The organism is Gallibacterium genomosp. 1, from assembly GCF_000771875.1.
Lineage (GTDB): Bacteria > Pseudomonadota > Gammaproteobacteria > Enterobacterales > Pasteurellaceae > Gallibacterium.
Window position 1 is genome coordinate 35,619 of record NZ_JPXX01000009.1, and the last position, 14,598, is coordinate 50,216.

Genomic DNA, 14,598 nt, shown 5'->3' on the forward strand with positions numbered 1-14,598 from the left:
AAACATAGTGTAATTAAAGAAAATTAATGATTACCTAAACCGTCTTTCGCACTTTTATTTTCAATAAATTCGATTTTGTAACCATCAGGATCTTCAATGAATGCAATTACGGTTGTTCCACCTTTTACCGGACCCGGTTCACGTGTTACTTTACCTCCGGCTGCTTTCACTGATTCACAAGTTGCAGAAATATCATCAACACCGATAGCAATATGACCGAAAGCGGATCCTAAATCGTACTGACTCACGCCCCAATTATAAGTTAATTCGATTACAGCCGTTTTATCTTCATCGTCATAACCGATGAATACAAGGGAATATTTATATTCAGGGTTTTCACTGCGACGTAAAACGCGCATTCCTAAAACTTCGGTATAGAATTTGATAGAACGTTCAAGATCACCAACGCGAAGCATAGTATGTAATAAACGCATATTTCCTCCGAAAGATTAATTTAAAGAAAAAACCGAGTGATTATGCCATAATATGCGATGTAAATCACAAAATTTTGTAAAGGTTATTTAAATATGTCAAATCAAGAAGAGTCAAAAATTAAAGTTATAGGTTTATCGATTTTACCTATCTTTATACTTGCATTAGCTGATTTTTTCTTATTAATGGAAAAACCGGTAGGAGAGTCCATTATTTCTCATCTATTAATTGCGGTGTTAGTAGCTCAAATGATCTCTCAGTTAATTTTTATTAAAGGAGAAATATGCAATGGACAGCGTTCAAGGTTAAGTCGATGGAACCTCTATTTCTTAATCTTTTGGGGAGGATGGCTATTGGTAACTTGTTTCCAAGTGCAGGTTTATTTGCCGATTAGATTGGCTTATTGCTGCGGTCTTGCTTTCACTTTAACTACTTGGCAACAGCCCAAAGAAGAGCAGTTACGACGTGCGATACTATGGTTAGGTGTAGTGATTGGAATCATTGGTTTGATTTTAGCGTTAATTCCACTATTTTTATTTGAATTACAGACCAGTTTAACATTTAATCCATTATTGCAAGTTGTCTTAGGTATAACATTGGCTTATTGGGGGCTGTTAGTTTCTCATAACAGATTAAATGGACTAATTGAAATTTTGCCTTATTTTGTATTAATTGCTTTGGTTGCCAGTAGTATATTTGCTTTAGTTGCAATAGCGATTATTTATATCGATGGTGTAAAGATTGACCGGAATATCCTACATCTTTCTTTTTATTTTATCTGTCATTTACTATTATTAGCTGGTTGGGCTTACCCAATAATACGCAAAGAAAAAGCCTATTATTGGTTGTTGTTAATAATGATTTTATTATCTGCGTTTTCTCCGATCTTATTGTTTTAATTATGTTTTATAGAGGTTGAGCCGTCATCAAAAACAATTGATTTAATAATCGGCTTAACCTTAATATCAGAACTGTCACTGGTAAATAACTCTTTACTGAAAGTAGGCATTTCATCTTCAGGAGTAAATGCGATCAGATAATATTGTTGGTTGGGCTTAAGAATATTGAATTGTTTAAAATTAATATGAGAAAGGCGATTATCAATAATACGATTATTAAAAATAAAAACAGCATACCAAGTCAATTTTTTTATATTTTGTGAAGATTTATTTTTAATAAGATAAGTTGTTGAAAACATTAATTTTCCGTTATCTTGTTTTTGGATATTTTGTGAAATAACCTGTATGTCAACAAGTCGATAAGAATCAAACGGTTTATTAGTAAATGAATTAGGAGGCACTTCGGCAAGTGCTTGAGTACTGAAAATGATGATAAAAATTGCTAGAATAAACGCAAAGATAGGGGTTAAAATACTGATAGAAGTGATTTGAAATTTACTATTCATATCTTGATCCTAAATAGTCGCTTATTTATATATTGCGGAATGATAACAGTTAGCTAAATATTACGCAAATTTAGAGCAAGAGCTGAAATAGAACTTAGATAATATTATTTACAGTTCAATTAAAAGGAATGTTTAATTAAAATAAAAGTAGGTAAAGTAGGATATATAATGAAACAGAAACATATTCATATTTTGGGGATTTGTGGCACGTTTATGGGCGGATTGGCAATGATTGCCCGGGAATTGGGGTACAAAGTTACTGGTTCAGATATCAATGTTTATCCACCAATGAGTGTTTTTTTGCAGAAAAGCGGAATTGAAATTATTCAGAACTATGATATTGAACAACTAAAACCTGCTCCTGATCTTGTAATTATTGGTAATGCAATGAAACGTGGTAATCCTTGTGTGGAATATGTCTTAGACAATAATTTACCATATACCTCAGGGCCGCAATGGTTGCACGACAATTTGCTTAGAGATCGTTGGGTATTGGCTGTTTCTGGAACACACGGTAAAACTACAACGACAGGAATGTTAGCGTGGATTTTAGATCAAGCCGGATTGCAACCTGGATTTTTAATTGGTGGTATTTCAGGAAATTTCGGTATTTCCGCGCGTTTAGGTAAATCGCCATTTTTTGTGATTGAAGCTGATGAGTACGATACAGCTTTTTTTGATAAGCGTTCTAAATTTATCCACTATAATCCTAAGACATTGATTATTAATAATATTGGATTTGATCACGCTGATATTTTTGATGATCTGAAGGTTATTCAACGTCAATTTCACCATATGATTAGAACTATTCCATCGAAAGGGCGTATTTTATCTTTTGCTGATGAGATCAGTGTGAAAGAGACATTGGCGATGGGGTGCTGGAGTGAACAGCAGTTTATAGGCGAAAATAAAGAATGGTTTGCAAAACGTTTGCATAATGACTGTACGAAATTTGAGGTTTATCATCAACAGCAAAAAATAGCAGAAGTAGAGTGGAATATTATCGGACAGCATAATATGTTTAATGCTTTAATGGCGATTGCAGCAGCTTACCACGTAGGTGTTAGTATAGAACAATCTTGTAAAGCTCTTGCTACTTTTGTGAATGCTAACCGTCGTTTAGAAGTGAAGGGTGAAGTGAACAGAATTACTGTTTATGATGATTTTGCCCATCATCCGGTGGAAATTTCGGCAACATTAACTGCATTAAGGGATAAAGTCGGTGGCGGTGTTCGTATTTTAGCAGTGCTGGAACCTCGTTCTAATACAATGAAAATGGGCGTTCATACAGGAGAACTTGCACCTGCTTTAGTGAGGGCTGATTATGTTTTTCTATTGCAACCCGAAAATTTGCCGTGGCAAGTGGTTGATATTGCTAACCAGTGCATTCAGCCGGCTGTTTGGACGGCAGATATTGATTTATTGGTTGATAAAATTGTCGAAGAAGCCCAGCCTACGGATCATATTTTAGTGATGAGTAATGGCAGCTTTGGCGGAATACATCAAAAAATATTGCAGAACTTGAGAGAAAAGGCAGAACAGTAGTCGCTCAAAAAGGTTGAAAATAAGATTTGTATTCAAAAGTTGGATTAAATGAAAAAAGCCGCAGTGGATGCGGCTTTATTTCAAATATGTAATCAAATTTTTTAAAATTATTTTGCTAAATGTTCTTCGTAACGTTGAGCAACGAAATCCCAGTTAATAACATTCCAGAATTCTTTAATGTAGTCCGGACGACGGTTTTGGAATTTCAAATAATAAGCGTGTTCCCAAACATCAAGACCAACAAGAGGGAAACCTTCGCAACCAGCAATTTCTTTACCCATTAACGGGTTATCTTGGTTTGCAGTAGAAACGACAGATAATTTACCGTCTTTTAATACCAACCACGCCCAGCCTGAACCGAAACGAGTTGCAGCAGCTTTTTCAAATTCTGCTTTGAAAGCGTCAACAGAATCGAAATCACGTTCAATTGCTTCTTTTAATTTTCCTTGTAAAGTAGTGCCTTTTTTCAATGATTTCCAGAAAAGGGAATGGTTAAAATGTCCACCAGCATTGTTGCGTAAACCGGTACGTTTTTCTGCCGGTACTTTATCTAAGTTTGCAGAAAGTTTTCCTGGACACATTGCTTTTAATTCTTCAGATAAACCTTCAAGTAATGCATTGGCATTATTGACATAAGCTTGGTGATGTTTTGAATGGTGAATTTCCATAGTTAATGCATCGAAATGTGGTTCTAATGCATCGTAAGCGTAACCTAATTCAGGTAATGTGTAAGCCATAATTTCATCCTTTTTTGTTAAAAATATTAATAAAAAGTATCATCAGTATTAAATCGGGGAGAAGTGTAACAAATTTTTTGAAAGAAAGCACCTCTATTTCCGATAACATAAACCTATACATCCAAAATATGTGCTTTTAGATATTGATAGATTTCTCGATAAGATTTAGGCGGTGCATTTTTTTCTTTTTCTTTCAGTGCATTCCGAATTAAAGTACGTAATTTTTGGCGTTCCAATGTGGGATAATCATTCAAAAGCTGGTTAATCGTTTCATCTCCGTTTTTCAATAATGCTTCGCGATAAGCTTCAATTTTATGTAATAGAATCTGTTGTTGGTTATGTTTATTCTCGAGTTTATCTAAAGCAACTTGTAATGGTTCAATATCTCGTTGACGTAATAATTTCCCAATAAATTGGATTTGACGACGATAACTTTCACGTGTCAATTTTCTTGCTAAATTAACAGCATCGGTAAGTTGTTCATCCAATGGAATCTGACTCAAAGCACTATCCGATAATGCAACAATTTTTTCTCCCATTTTTTTTAAGGCTTCAGCATCACGTTTTATTTCGCTTTTGCTTACCCAGATAATCTCTTCTTCATCTTCTTCTTGCTGCCATTCAATATCTTTATTTCTATGTCGCATAATCGTTTCCTATTGGTAGTAAAATAATTCGCCATTGTAGCAGAAGTTGGCTAAAATTCCGAAAATCAAATCAGAATGATTAGAGTGAACAAAAATGGAACAGATAAAAAAACAAGATATAGAACAACAACAAACAGTATTAAAAGAAGCGGTCGCTTATGCATTATCTTTGGCAGAAAAAGCAGGGGCAGATGCAGAAGTGGGAGTGACAAAAGTGAGTGGATTAAGCGTTTCTACTCGGCTAAGTGAGATTGAAAATTTAGAGTTTAACAATGACGGAGCAATGGGAATTTCCGTTTATATTGGTAATAAAAAGGGAAATGCCTCTACATCGGATCTATCAGAGCAGGCGATTAAGCGGACTGTTGAATCGGCATTGTCCATTGCAAAATATACATCGGAAGATCCTAGCGCTGGATTAGCGCCAAAAGAGTTGATGGAATTTAATCCACCGGATTTACAGCTTTATCATCCGGCAAATATTAGTGTGGATCAGGCAGTGGCATTGGCATTAGAGACAGAAAAAATAGCACTAAATTATGATAAGAGAATTATCAATAGTGAAGGTGGTAGTTTTAATTCTAGTGAAGGAATTCGAGTTTATGGCAATACATATGGAGTATTGAATAGTTACCCTTCATCGCGTTACTCACTTTCTTGTAGCGTAATTGCTTCTGAAAATGATCATTTAGAACGTGATTATGAATATACTATTTCACGAAAATTCAATGAGTTAGCAACGGCAAGTTGGGTTGGAGAACATTGCGCTCAAAAAACATTGTCAAGATTAAATCCTCAAAAACTTAGTACATTAAATGTGCCTGTTGTTTTTCTCAATGATGTTGCTACTGGGGTTATTGGACATTTGGCCTCAGCTATCAGTGGTGGTGCACTATATCGAAAATCCTCTTTTCTCTTGGATAAATTGGGCGAGAAAATTTTGCCGGATTGGTTTGAAATTATAGAACGTCCACACCTTTTATCCCAATTAGCTTCAACACCGTTTGATAGTGAAGGAGTGAAAACGAGCGATCATAATATTATTGTTGATGGTGTCTTACAAACCTACCTTTTAACCTCTTACAGTGCCAAAAAATTGGGAATGCAGACAACTGGACACGCCGGAGGTATTCATAACTGGTTGGTTAAAGCGAATAGTGAGGGAGGACTGGAGGCATTGCTTAAACAGATGGGAACAGGAGTATTGGTGACAGAATTAATGGGACAAGGCGTAAATTTAGTGACAGGTGATTATTCACGCGGCGCATCCGGTTTCTGGGTGGAAAATGGTGAGATTAAATTTCCGGTTTCTGAAATTACGATTGCCGGTAGTTTACCGGAAATGTTTAAACAAATTGTTGCAGTGGGTGATGATGTTGAGTTGCGCTCTAATATTCGTACCGGTTCAATTTTGATTGAACAGATGAAAATTTCCGGTGAATAGAAGTTAATAAATGAGAATAATTCTTATTGACTATATATTTTTATCTGATATGATAATTTTCAGGTCAGCATTGCAAGTGCAGTCCGGGTAGTAAAAGTAGAGTAGAAAGTAAATTTGTAGTAATAAATAAAGGCGAGAAAGGAGTTCTCGCCTTTATTTTTTGAATTAACAGATAAAACGATTGAAAATTTTCAATAGAAAGGTAAATTTATAAACTTTCATTCAAACTTAACAACTAAAAATTGTATTTAGGATAAAATTTATGCAGACACTACAAAAAATTAGCCAATTTGCAGGCAAAACATTTTCTCTTTGGGTTCTACTTTTTGCTTTTTTAGCCTATCAATTTCCAAGCCATTTTTCATCATTGATTGCCTATGTCCCTTATTTATTAGGTATCGTAATGTTTGGTATGGGTATCACTTTGACGGTTAATGATTTCAGTGAAGTGATTAAACATCCAAAAGCCGTAGTAATCGGTGTGGTATCACAATTTGTGATTATGCCTTTGATTGCTTTTGCCTTGGCAAAAGGTTTCAATTTACCGGCGGATTTAGCGGTCGGTATTATTTTGGTTGGGGCTTGTCCGGGCGGAACTTCTTCTAATGTAATGACCTATTTGGCGAAGGGGAACACAGCGCTTTCCGTTGCTTGTACTTCAGTTTCTACTTTATTGGCACCATTCTTAACACCGGTAGTTTTCTATGTGCTAGCGAGTCAATGGCTTGATATTGATGCCTATGCGATGTTTATTTCTGTGTTAAAAATCGTTTTATTCCCAGTATTTTTAGGTGTGGTGGCAAGAACGTTATTGACTAAACAGATGGTGAAATTAGGTACTTGCACTCCATTGGTGTCGGTGATTGCGATAGTATTGATTCTTGCGGCAGTAGTAGCAGTAAGTAAGGACAAAATTATTGAATCAGGCTTATTAATTTTTATTGTGGTGGTGTTACATAACAGTTTAGGCTATTTGCTAGGTTTTTTTGTGGCAAAATTGTTTAAGTTAAATTTTGCAGATAGTAAAGCGGTGGCGATTGAAGTGGGAATGCAGAATTCCGGCTTGGGGGCTGCATTGGCAACCGCTTATTTCAATCCTATTGCAGCTGTACCGAGCGCTGTGTTTAGTTTTTGGCACAATATTTCCGGGCCGATTTTAGCCACTTTTTTTGCGAATATAGATAATAAAGATAAGTTAACAAAATAGAAAAACACTGCAAACTGATAAAAAAAAGCATAGAATAAACGGCATTCTTATGCCGTTTATCTCTAATGACAAAAGGAAACTTTATGAATCAAGATTTTTTAGATTTCGAACTCCCTATTGCCGAACTGGAGGCAAAGATTGATTCACTTCGTTCTGTATCAGGACAAGATGATAAAATCAATCTCGATGAAGAAATTGCAAGATTAAAAAAGAAAAGCGAAGAGCTGACTAAAAAAACTTTTGCCGACTTAACGGCGTGGCAAGTTTCTCAAATGGCTCGCCATCCGCAACGTCCGTATACTTTGGATTATATTCAATATATTTTCACTGAATTTGAGGAGTTAGCTGGGGATCGTGCTTTTGCTGATGATAAAGCAATTGTTGGCGGTATTGCACGTTTGGATGATCGTCCAGTAATGGTTATTGGTCATCAAAAAGGGCGTACCGTAAAAGAAAAAGTAATGCGTAATTTTGGTATGCCGGCACCGGAAGGTTACCGCAAAGCATTGCGTTTAATGCAGATGGCGGAACGTTTCAAAATGCCTATTATCACTTTTATTGATACTCCAGGTGCTTATCCAGGTGTTGGGGCGGAAGAGCGTGGTCAATCTGAAGCGATTGCCCGCAATTTACGTGAGATGTCAATGTTAAAAGTGCCGATTGTTTGTACTGTTATCGGTGAAGGCGGTTCCGGTGGTGCATTGGCGATTGGTGTCGGAGATAAAGTCAATATGTTGCAATACAGTACCTATTCGGTGATTTCACCGGAAGGTTGTGCTTCCATTCTTTGGAAAAAAGCGGATAAAGCCTCTACTGCAGCGGAAGTAATGGGATTAACGGCAGATCGTCTTAAAAAATTGGAGTTAATCGACAGCATTGTTGAAGAGCCATTAGGTGGTGCGCATCGTCACCCGGAACAGATGGCACAAAATTTGAAAGCACAACTTAATGCTGATTTAGAGGAATTATCCGTGTTGGATAGTGAAGCCTTGCTTGCTCGCCGTTATCAACGTTTAATGAGTTACGGCTATTGTTAGAATAGAAATGAATTAAAAGGAGAGATTGAAATGAAAAATGTTTTATCAATTCAATCACATGTGGTTTATGGTTATGCTGGTAATAAGGCGGCGGTATTACCAATGCAATTGCTCGGCGTTGATGCGTGGGCATTGAATACAGTGCAGTTTTCTAATCACACGCAATATCAGCGTTGGAAAGGAATGGTAATTCCTAAGGAGCAGATTGCTGAAATTACACAAGGAATTTCTGATATCGGAGCTTTATCTGAATGTGATGCGGTATTGTCTGGTTATATCGGTGCAGCGGAGCAAGGACAAGAAATACTCAATACTGTTAATACTGTTAAAAAAGCCAATCCGAAAGCTATCTATTTTTGTGATCCGGTGATGGGACATCCAGATAAAGGTTGTGTCGTTGCGCCTGGGGTGGCGGAATTTTTGGCAAAAGATGTCATTAGCCAAGCGGATATTATTGCACCAAATTTAGTTGAGTTACGAGAATTAAGCGGTTTAACGGTAGAGAATTTCACTCAAGCATTAAAAGCAATAGAAGCCATTTTAGCTAAGGGACCGAAAAAAGTATTGGTGAAGCATCTCAGTCGTGTTGGGCAGAACCCGAATAAATTTGAAATGGTGTTGGCGACACAACAGGGAATGTGGCATATCAGCCGTCCGTTGCACGAATTTGTTGGGCGTGATCCGGTGGGTGTGGGTGATATGACTAGTGCCATTTTCCTTGCTAATTTATTGAACGGAAAGTCGGAAGTAGCAGCGTTTGAGCATACTGCCAATGCAGTTAATGATGTAATGACCGTTACCAAAGAAGCAGGTAAATATGAATTGCAGATTATTGCCGCTCGCAATTTGATTGTAACACCGACCAGTCAATATCAAGCGGTGAAAATTGCTTAATATGGATTTGATTACTGTACTAAGACAACAGATAGAACAAAACGCCTTGCAAAACAAGGCGTTTTTAGTTGGTTTGAGTGGAGGTGTTGATTCAACAGTTCTGTTGCATCTTTTTGTGAGACTTTCGGAACAAATGCCTTTGAAGTTTCGTGCTATCCATATTCATCACGGCATCAGCAACAATTCCGATTATTGGCTAGATCATTGTCGACAACTTTGTCAACAGTTCAATGTTTCATTCTGTTTTGAAAAAGTGCAAATTCAGGATCACAGTAATATTGAAGCTCAAGCACGACAGGCACGTTATCAAGCTATTCAACAACATCTCAACAGTAATGAAATGCTTGTTACTGCTCATCATTTGGATGATCAAAGTGAAACTTTTTTATTGGCATTAAAACGAGGTAGTGGGGTAAAAGGTTTAGCCGCAATGCCAACCTTATCCCGACTCTTTTCTGTGCCGATTTTTCGTCCGTTGTTAAGTGTGACTCGGCGACAATTGGAGCAATATTTAGCGGAAAATCAATTAACTGCCATTTTTGATGAAAGCAATGATGACCTACGTTACGAACGTAACTTTTTACGTCATCAGGTTTTGCCGTTGTTGCGACAACGCTGGGCAACGATTGATTTAGCAATTGTGCGTTCTGCACAACATTGTGCTGAACAGGAGCAATTGTTGGAAGAATTGCTACACCCTATTTTTCAACAACACCTAATGGAAGATAATAGTCTGAATTTGCAAGGATTTCACGACTATTCTTTGGCAAAACAGCGTTATTTATTACGTTATTGGTTTGCACATTTGCAACAACCAATGCCGAGTCTAAAACAGTTGCAGGTATTACTGAATGAAGTGGTCGGAGCGAAAAATGATCGTCAACCGGAATTACAGCTGAATCAAAAAGTAGTACGGCGTTATCAGCAACAGCTCTATTTAACGCCGATTTATCAAGATTTACGCACAATAAAGTTGCCAATTCAAATTGGAGAAACAGTGATATTGCCAGATAATTTAGGTGAGTTGTATTGTTATCAACAACATCATTATCTTTATTTTGAGTGGCAACAACAGCAATTAATTTTACCGTTACCGAAAGCGCCATACCAAATTACTATCGGTTTTCACTATTCCAAAACGGTAAAAATTAAAGCTAATACAAAACATACCGACATTAAAAAAGTATGGCAGATGCTTGCTGTGCCACCGTGGCAACGCAATCGTATTCCACTTATTTTTATCAACGAACAGCTGAAAGGAGCAGTGGGTTATTTTATCGTTGTTTGATTTTAAGGCATAGTGGACAGAATACTTGATCTTTTTAAGAACACTATGCCGGTTATTATATATTGGTTTTTACCTTCTGAGCTTTAACCTAAGAGAGTGCTTAGGTTAGATTTTATGACGGTTAATAAGGCACTTTCCCCGCTTTTTCAATTAATGATTTTAGATACGGAATATCATCGTGGCTGAGCATATCGATTAATCCCTCGCGTAGCCATTGGATAATTTCGCTTTCTGTATCATAGCCGTATTTTTGATTGTACATTTCTAACACGGGGATTTCTTTGGATTCATGCAGATACATTCTCACTGACAGCCCTGCTTTTTTGTAGGCAATTAAATCTTCTTTGCCAACATAGTGGTATTCCACGCAAACACTGCTGGCGTTTGATCCCAACACCGCACTGAGCTGATCGTTATAGCGTGCGAGGGTAACCACTTGTAGGCGTAGGCTCGGTAGCAGAGCTTTGACTTTATTAATTAAAACGTGATCGAAGCCCAATAATAAAATTTGATCTACGGTATTGGTACGTTGCAATATTTCCGCTAGCACTTCGGCAAAACGCTGATGGTTGCGGCGTTGTTTGGCTTCAACAATTAAACCCACGTTATTTTCTAATGCCCATTTCAACACGGTTTCTAATTCCACAATGTGCGTACCTTTGAATTCAGGTGAGAACTTTTCACCAAAATCATAGCGTTGTAGTTCAGCAAGAGTCATTTGTTCCACATAACCTTCACCGTTAGAAACGCGTTCGATAGAAAAATCATGGATAACCACCATTTTTTCATCTTTCGTCATCGCAATATCTAGCTCAATGCTGTGCGTGCCTGCCTCCAACGCACCGACAAAGGCGGGCATTGTGTTTTCTGGATACTTAGCACTGTAACCGCGATGGCTGTTTGCCAAAATCAAACCTTTTTCTGTTACGTTAAACTCAAATGCCATTTTTCTCTCCTATTTTTTAATTTTCAATTTAATTTTTAAATTCATTTTAGGATTGATAGCTTGCATTGGCAAATTAAATTCGATTATTGCGGGTTTATTTTACTAAAATATGTGATCTCATTCACAAAAATAAATTTATTAGAATTTAATAATTAAATTCTAATTGCGTAAAAATGAAGATTTGGTTTAGAGTAAGATTATCAATCTGGCAACCCACCTAGAGGAGCGAATCAACAATGGCAAAACTCGAATTACGCAATATCACCAAAAAATTTGGCGATTTTTATGCCGCCAATAATATTTCTTTCACCGCAGAAGAAGGGGAGTTTGTTACCTTGCTCGGCCCGAGTGGCTGTGGAAAAACCTCGCTCTTAAAACTGATTGCGGGCTTTCATAAGGCTGACGAGGGCGAAATTATCATCGGTGATCGCTCCGTGAATAATATTTCACCAGAAAAGCGTAACACAGCGATGTGTTTTCAGTCCTATGCCCTTTTTCCGCATTTGAACGTTTCGCACAATATTTGCTACGGCTTGAAACAGAAAAATGTGCCGATTGATGAGCAAATCGCCCGTTTAAATGTGGCATTAAAGCAAATGGATTTGGAAACACAAAAGTTGAAACTGCCCTCTGAGCTTTCAGGTGGTCAGCAACAGCGTGTGGCATTAGCAAGGGCAATGGTAACCCGCCCTGATGTGATTTTATTTGATGAGCCATTATCAAACCTTGATGCCAAATTGCGGGAAAGCGTGCGTTTTGAGATTAAACAGCTTTCTCATCAATACAATTTAACCAGCATTTATGTAACGCACGATCAGGCGGAAGCCCTGTCGATGTCAGATAAAATCATTGTGTTGAATAAAGGGCAAATCGAACAAATCGGCACGCCACAAGAGATTTATTACCAACCGAAAAATCGCTTTATTGCCGATTTCATCGGCGTGGCAAACATTACTAAAGCGAACGTCAAACATTGGCAAGATGATCTCTATCAAGTGGATTCCCTTTGGGGCAAATTTATTGTGCAATCCGCCCACAAGCCTGTGGCTGAGAATATTTATATTTGTTTTCGTCCTGAAGATGCCGTCCCTTGTGAGCCAAATAGCAACGTGGAGAATAAATTTAGCGTCAAAGTGCTACAAACCGCCTTTATGGGCAATATGACTGAAGTGCAAGGCTTAGTTACTTCAGGTTTGCCAAATGAGAAAGTGCGGTTGCAATTAACCAAATTTTCGCCGTTGTTAAATCAATCAGAAGAATTATTTTTCACCCTCGCACGCAATGCCATTCGTTTCTTGGAGGCAGTATGAAATCGGTAAAACAAGATCTCAAGGCTTGGCTACTGTTAAGCACAGGGCTTGGCACGATTTTATTATTAATGGGCTCAACCTTTTATTTGGTGGTGGCACAAAGTTTCGGCTTGCAAAATATGTATGGCGAACCCTCACATTTCACCTTAGATTACTGGCAAGAGGTGTTGAGTAACCCGATTTTTCATAAATCCTTTTGGTATTCCGTGCGGGTTTCCTTCCTTGGAGCGTTGCTATCGATTTTGGTCGCCTACCCTATCGCCTTATGGCTACGCAACCCAATGAAAGGCAAAGAATTTATCATCACCTTTTTCCGTATGCCGATGCTTGTGCCGGGCTTGGTAGCCGCCTTTTTGTTTATGAATATGATTTCCTATCACGGTATTTTAAACGAAACACTGGTTTGGCTCGGCATTTGGCAAGAACCAAAATCCCTACAAAATGATAGCTTCGGCTGGGGCATTGTGATTTTGCAAATGTGGAAAAATATTCCCTTTGCGTTAATTTTGGTTGGCGGTGCAGTCAATTCGCTGAAAAGTGATCTGTTTGATGCTGCGTCAAATCTAGGTTCAACCAGTTGGCAACGCTTTATTTATGTGATCTTTCCTCTCACGCTCGGGGCGGTGCAAGTGTCCTTTATTTTGATTTTTATCGGAGCGTTGGGCGATTTTGCCTTTTACAGCATTGCAGGCCCGCGTGATACTTACTCCCTCGCTCGCTTTATGCAAATGAGTGCTTATGAGTTTGAAGAATGGAATCAAAGTGCGGTGCTGGCAATGGTGATAATGCTAACTTCTGCCCTTGCCTCCGTTCTCATCACCTTAATTATTCGTCCATTATCTGTTAAACGAGGAGCGGTAAAATGAACAGAATCCAAAGTAACAACACCCGTTTAATTAACCGCATTGTGCTGATCTTTTTTGTGGTGGTGAATTTTGTTTGGTTGGTGTTGCCTTTCTTAATGGCTGGGCTGTGGTCGCTGGTTGATCCGCAACACCCTTGGAGCTATCCCGATATTTTCCCGCCTGTGCTGTCTTTTGAGCGTTGGCATTATGTGTGGGAAAACACTGCCCTGAAAGAAGCAATGTTGAATAGCTATACCATTGCGCCGATTGTTTCTTTAATCGCCATCACGCTTGCCTTGCCAACAGCTTATGCCTTTGGACGAATGGAGTTTCGTGGTAAAAAAATTGCCGAACTTATTACCTTAATTCCTTTGGTGATCCCTGGAATGATCATTGCGCTATTCTTTAGTGCGGTGTTAATTCAGCTCAAAATTAGCAACCCAATGATCGGCATTATCATTGGGCATACGGTGATGACCTTGCCTTATGCCATTCGTATTTTATCTTCGGGCTTTTCCGCCGTGCCACAAGATTTAATTGATGCCAGCCGTGATCTCGGTGCGTCAAAACTCACCACCTTTAAAGATGTGTATCTGCCGATGCTTAAGCCTGCGTTTTTAGCCTCTATTATTTTCTGTTTAGTGAAAAGTATTGAGGAATTTAGCATTTCTTTTGTCATCGGCTCACCTGATTTCATTACCGTGCCAACCATTTTGTATTCTTTCTTAGGCTATTCCTTTATCCGACCGAATGCGGCGGTGGTGTCGATTATCTTATTAATTCCAAACGTTATCTTGCTGTTAATTATCGAGCGTTTATTGAAAGGTAACTATTTATCACAATCCACAGGCAAAGCCTGAT

Annotated in this window: 15 protein-coding genes; 10 read left to right on the forward strand and 5 right to left on the reverse strand. The window is 38.0% G+C overall.

All coding sequences use genetic code 11. The features are described 5' to 3' along the window. Window positions 1-23: 23 nt before the first annotated feature. Window positions 24-434: a lactoylglutathione lyase gene (gloA, locus tag JP36_RS03425; RefSeq protein ID WP_039171960.1), complete on the reverse strand. Its 411-nt coding sequence runs from the start codon at window positions 432-434 to the stop codon at window positions 24-26. 93 nt (window positions 435-527) lie between these two features. Between gloA and JP36_RS03430 the strand changes: the two genes are divergently transcribed. Beyond that, entirely contained in the window at window positions 528-1,331 is an 804-nt protein-coding gene (locus JP36_RS03430; protein WP_039171963.1) for a hypothetical protein, read from the forward strand. On the opposite strand, the gene JP36_RS03435 is transcribed toward JP36_RS03430, so the two are convergent. After that, window positions 1,328-1,837 (reverse strand): hypothetical protein, encoded by a 510-nt coding sequence (locus JP36_RS03435; protein ID WP_039171965.1) that lies wholly within the window; start codon window positions 1,835-1,837, stop codon window positions 1,328-1,330. The two genes, JP36_RS03430 and JP36_RS03435, sit on opposite strands and share 4 nt — an antisense overlap. A 168-nt stretch (window positions 1,838-2,005) precedes the next feature. On the opposite strand from JP36_RS03435, the gene mpl reads away from it, so the two are divergent. After that, on the forward strand, window positions 2,006-3,382 hold the full coding sequence (mpl, locus tag JP36_RS03440; protein WP_039171968.1) for a UDP-N-acetylmuramate:L-alanyl-gamma-D-glutamyl-meso-diaminopimelate ligase: 1,377 nt from the start codon (window positions 2,006-2,008) through the stop codon (window positions 3,380-3,382). A gap of 107 nt (window positions 3,383-3,489) precedes the next feature. On the opposite strand, the gene sodA is transcribed toward mpl, so the two are convergent. Beyond that, entirely contained in the window at window positions 3,490-4,119 is a 630-nt protein-coding gene (sodA, locus tag JP36_RS03445) for a superoxide dismutase [Mn] (RefSeq protein WP_039171969.1), read from the reverse strand. A 113-nt stretch (window positions 4,120-4,232) separates the two neighbouring features. Further along, window positions 4,233-4,769 (reverse strand): ribosome biogenesis factor YjgA, encoded by a 537-nt coding sequence (gene yjgA, locus JP36_RS03450; protein WP_324606548.1) that lies wholly within the window; start codon window positions 4,767-4,769, stop codon window positions 4,233-4,235. Between the two features lie 91 nt (window positions 4,770-4,860). On the opposite strand from yjgA, the gene pmbA reads away from it, so the two are divergent. The 5 genes from pmbA (at window position 4,861) to tilS (ending at window position 10,636) form a co-directional block, all read left to right on the forward strand. Beyond that, window positions 4,861-6,210: a metalloprotease PmbA gene (gene pmbA, locus JP36_RS03455; protein WP_039171974.1), complete on the forward strand. Its 1,350-nt coding sequence runs from the start codon at window positions 4,861-4,863 to the stop codon at window positions 6,208-6,210. Between the two features lie 262 nt (window positions 6,211-6,472). After that, a complete protein-coding gene (locus JP36_RS03460) occupies window positions 6,473-7,417 on the forward strand; it encodes a bile acid:sodium symporter family protein (protein WP_039171977.1) in 945 nt (314 codons plus the stop codon). Between the two features lie 83 nt (window positions 7,418-7,500). After that, complete coding sequence (gene accA / locus JP36_RS03465) at window positions 7,501-8,454, forward strand: acetyl-CoA carboxylase carboxyl transferase subunit alpha (RefSeq protein WP_039171980.1); 954 nt, start codon at window positions 7,501-7,503, stop codon at window positions 8,452-8,454. Window positions 8,455-8,484: 30 nt separating this feature from the next. Then, window positions 8,485-9,348: a pyridoxal kinase PdxY gene (gene pdxY / locus JP36_RS03470; RefSeq protein ID WP_039171983.1), complete on the forward strand. Its 864-nt coding sequence runs from the start codon at window positions 8,485-8,487 to the stop codon at window positions 9,346-9,348. Window position 9,349: 1 nt separating this feature from the next. Beyond that, window positions 9,350-10,636, forward strand: a complete 1,287-nt coding sequence (gene tilS, locus JP36_RS03475) for a tRNA lysidine(34) synthetase TilS (protein ID WP_039172094.1) — start codon at window positions 9,350-9,352, stop codon at window positions 10,634-10,636. Window positions 10,637-10,757: 121 nt separating this feature from the next. On the opposite strand, the gene JP36_RS03480 is transcribed toward tilS, so the two are convergent. Continuing rightward, window positions 10,758-11,582, reverse strand: a complete 825-nt coding sequence (locus tag JP36_RS03480; protein ID WP_039171985.1) for a glycerophosphodiester phosphodiesterase — start codon at window positions 11,580-11,582, stop codon at window positions 10,758-10,760. A 236-nt stretch (window positions 11,583-11,818) separates the two neighbouring features. Here JP36_RS03480 and JP36_RS03485 point away from each other — a divergent pair, with 236 nt between their 5' ends. Genes JP36_RS03485 through JP36_RS03495 form a run of 3 tightly spaced genes read left to right on the forward strand, consistent with a single transcriptional unit; the run spans window position 11,819 to window position 14,597 of the window. Beyond that, complete coding sequence (locus JP36_RS03485) at window positions 11,819-12,892, forward strand: ABC transporter ATP-binding protein (protein WP_039171989.1); 1,074 nt, start codon at window positions 11,819-11,821, stop codon at window positions 12,890-12,892. Next, window positions 12,889-13,758: an ABC transporter permease gene (locus tag JP36_RS03490; RefSeq protein WP_039088689.1), complete on the forward strand. Its 870-nt coding sequence runs from the start codon at window positions 12,889-12,891 to the stop codon at window positions 13,756-13,758. Before JP36_RS03485 ends, JP36_RS03490 begins: the two co-directional genes overlap by 4 nt. Next, window positions 13,755-14,597, forward strand: coding sequence for an ABC transporter permease (locus JP36_RS03495; RefSeq protein ID WP_039171991.1), 843 nt, complete (start codon window positions 13,755-13,757; stop codon window positions 14,595-14,597). Before JP36_RS03490 ends, JP36_RS03495 begins: the two co-directional genes overlap by 4 nt. Window position 14,598: the final 1 nt, after the last annotated feature.

Bases quoted from the DNA above. Each gene is read 5' to 3' on its own strand.
- gloA (WP_039171960.1), bottom strand. From the start codon at position 434: ATGCGTTTATTACATACTATGCTTCGCGTTGGTGATCTTGAACGTTCT.
- JP36_RS03430 (WP_039171963.1), top strand. From the start codon at position 528: ATGTCAAATCAAGAAGAGTCAAAAATTAAAGTTATAGGTTTATCGATT.
- JP36_RS03435 (WP_039171965.1), bottom strand. From the start codon at position 1,837: ATGAATAGTAAATTTCAAATCACTTCTATCAGTATTTTAACCCCTATC.
- mpl (WP_039171968.1), top strand. From the start codon at position 2,006: ATGAAACAGAAACATATTCATATTTTGGGGATTTGTGGCACGTTTATG.
- sodA (WP_039171969.1), bottom strand. From the start codon at position 4,119: ATGGCTTACACATTACCTGAATTAGGTTACGCTTACGATGCATTAGAA.
- pmbA (WP_039171974.1), top strand. From the start codon at position 4,861: ATGGAACAGATAAAAAAACAAGATATAGAACAACAACAAACAGTATTA.
- JP36_RS03460 (WP_039171977.1), top strand. From the start codon at position 6,473: ATGCAGACACTACAAAAAATTAGCCAATTTGCAGGCAAAACATTTTCT.
- accA (WP_039171980.1), top strand. From the start codon at position 7,501: ATGAATCAAGATTTTTTAGATTTCGAACTCCCTATTGCCGAACTGGAG.
- pdxY (WP_039171983.1), top strand. From the start codon at position 8,485: ATGAAAAATGTTTTATCAATTCAATCACATGTGGTTTATGGTTATGCT.
- tilS (WP_039172094.1), top strand. From the start codon at position 9,350: ATGGATTTGATTACTGTACTAAGACAACAGATAGAACAAAACGCCTTG.
- JP36_RS03480 (WP_039171985.1), bottom strand. From the start codon at position 11,582: ATGGCATTTGAGTTTAACGTAACAGAAAAAGGTTTGATTTTGGCAAAC.
- JP36_RS03485 (WP_039171989.1), top strand. From the start codon at position 11,819: ATGGCAAAACTCGAATTACGCAATATCACCAAAAAATTTGGCGATTTT.
- JP36_RS03490 (WP_039088689.1), top strand. From the start codon at position 12,889: ATGAAATCGGTAAAACAAGATCTCAAGGCTTGGCTACTGTTAAGCACA.
- JP36_RS03495 (WP_039171991.1), top strand. From the start codon at position 13,755: ATGAACAGAATCCAAAGTAACAACACCCGTTTAATTAACCGCATTGTG.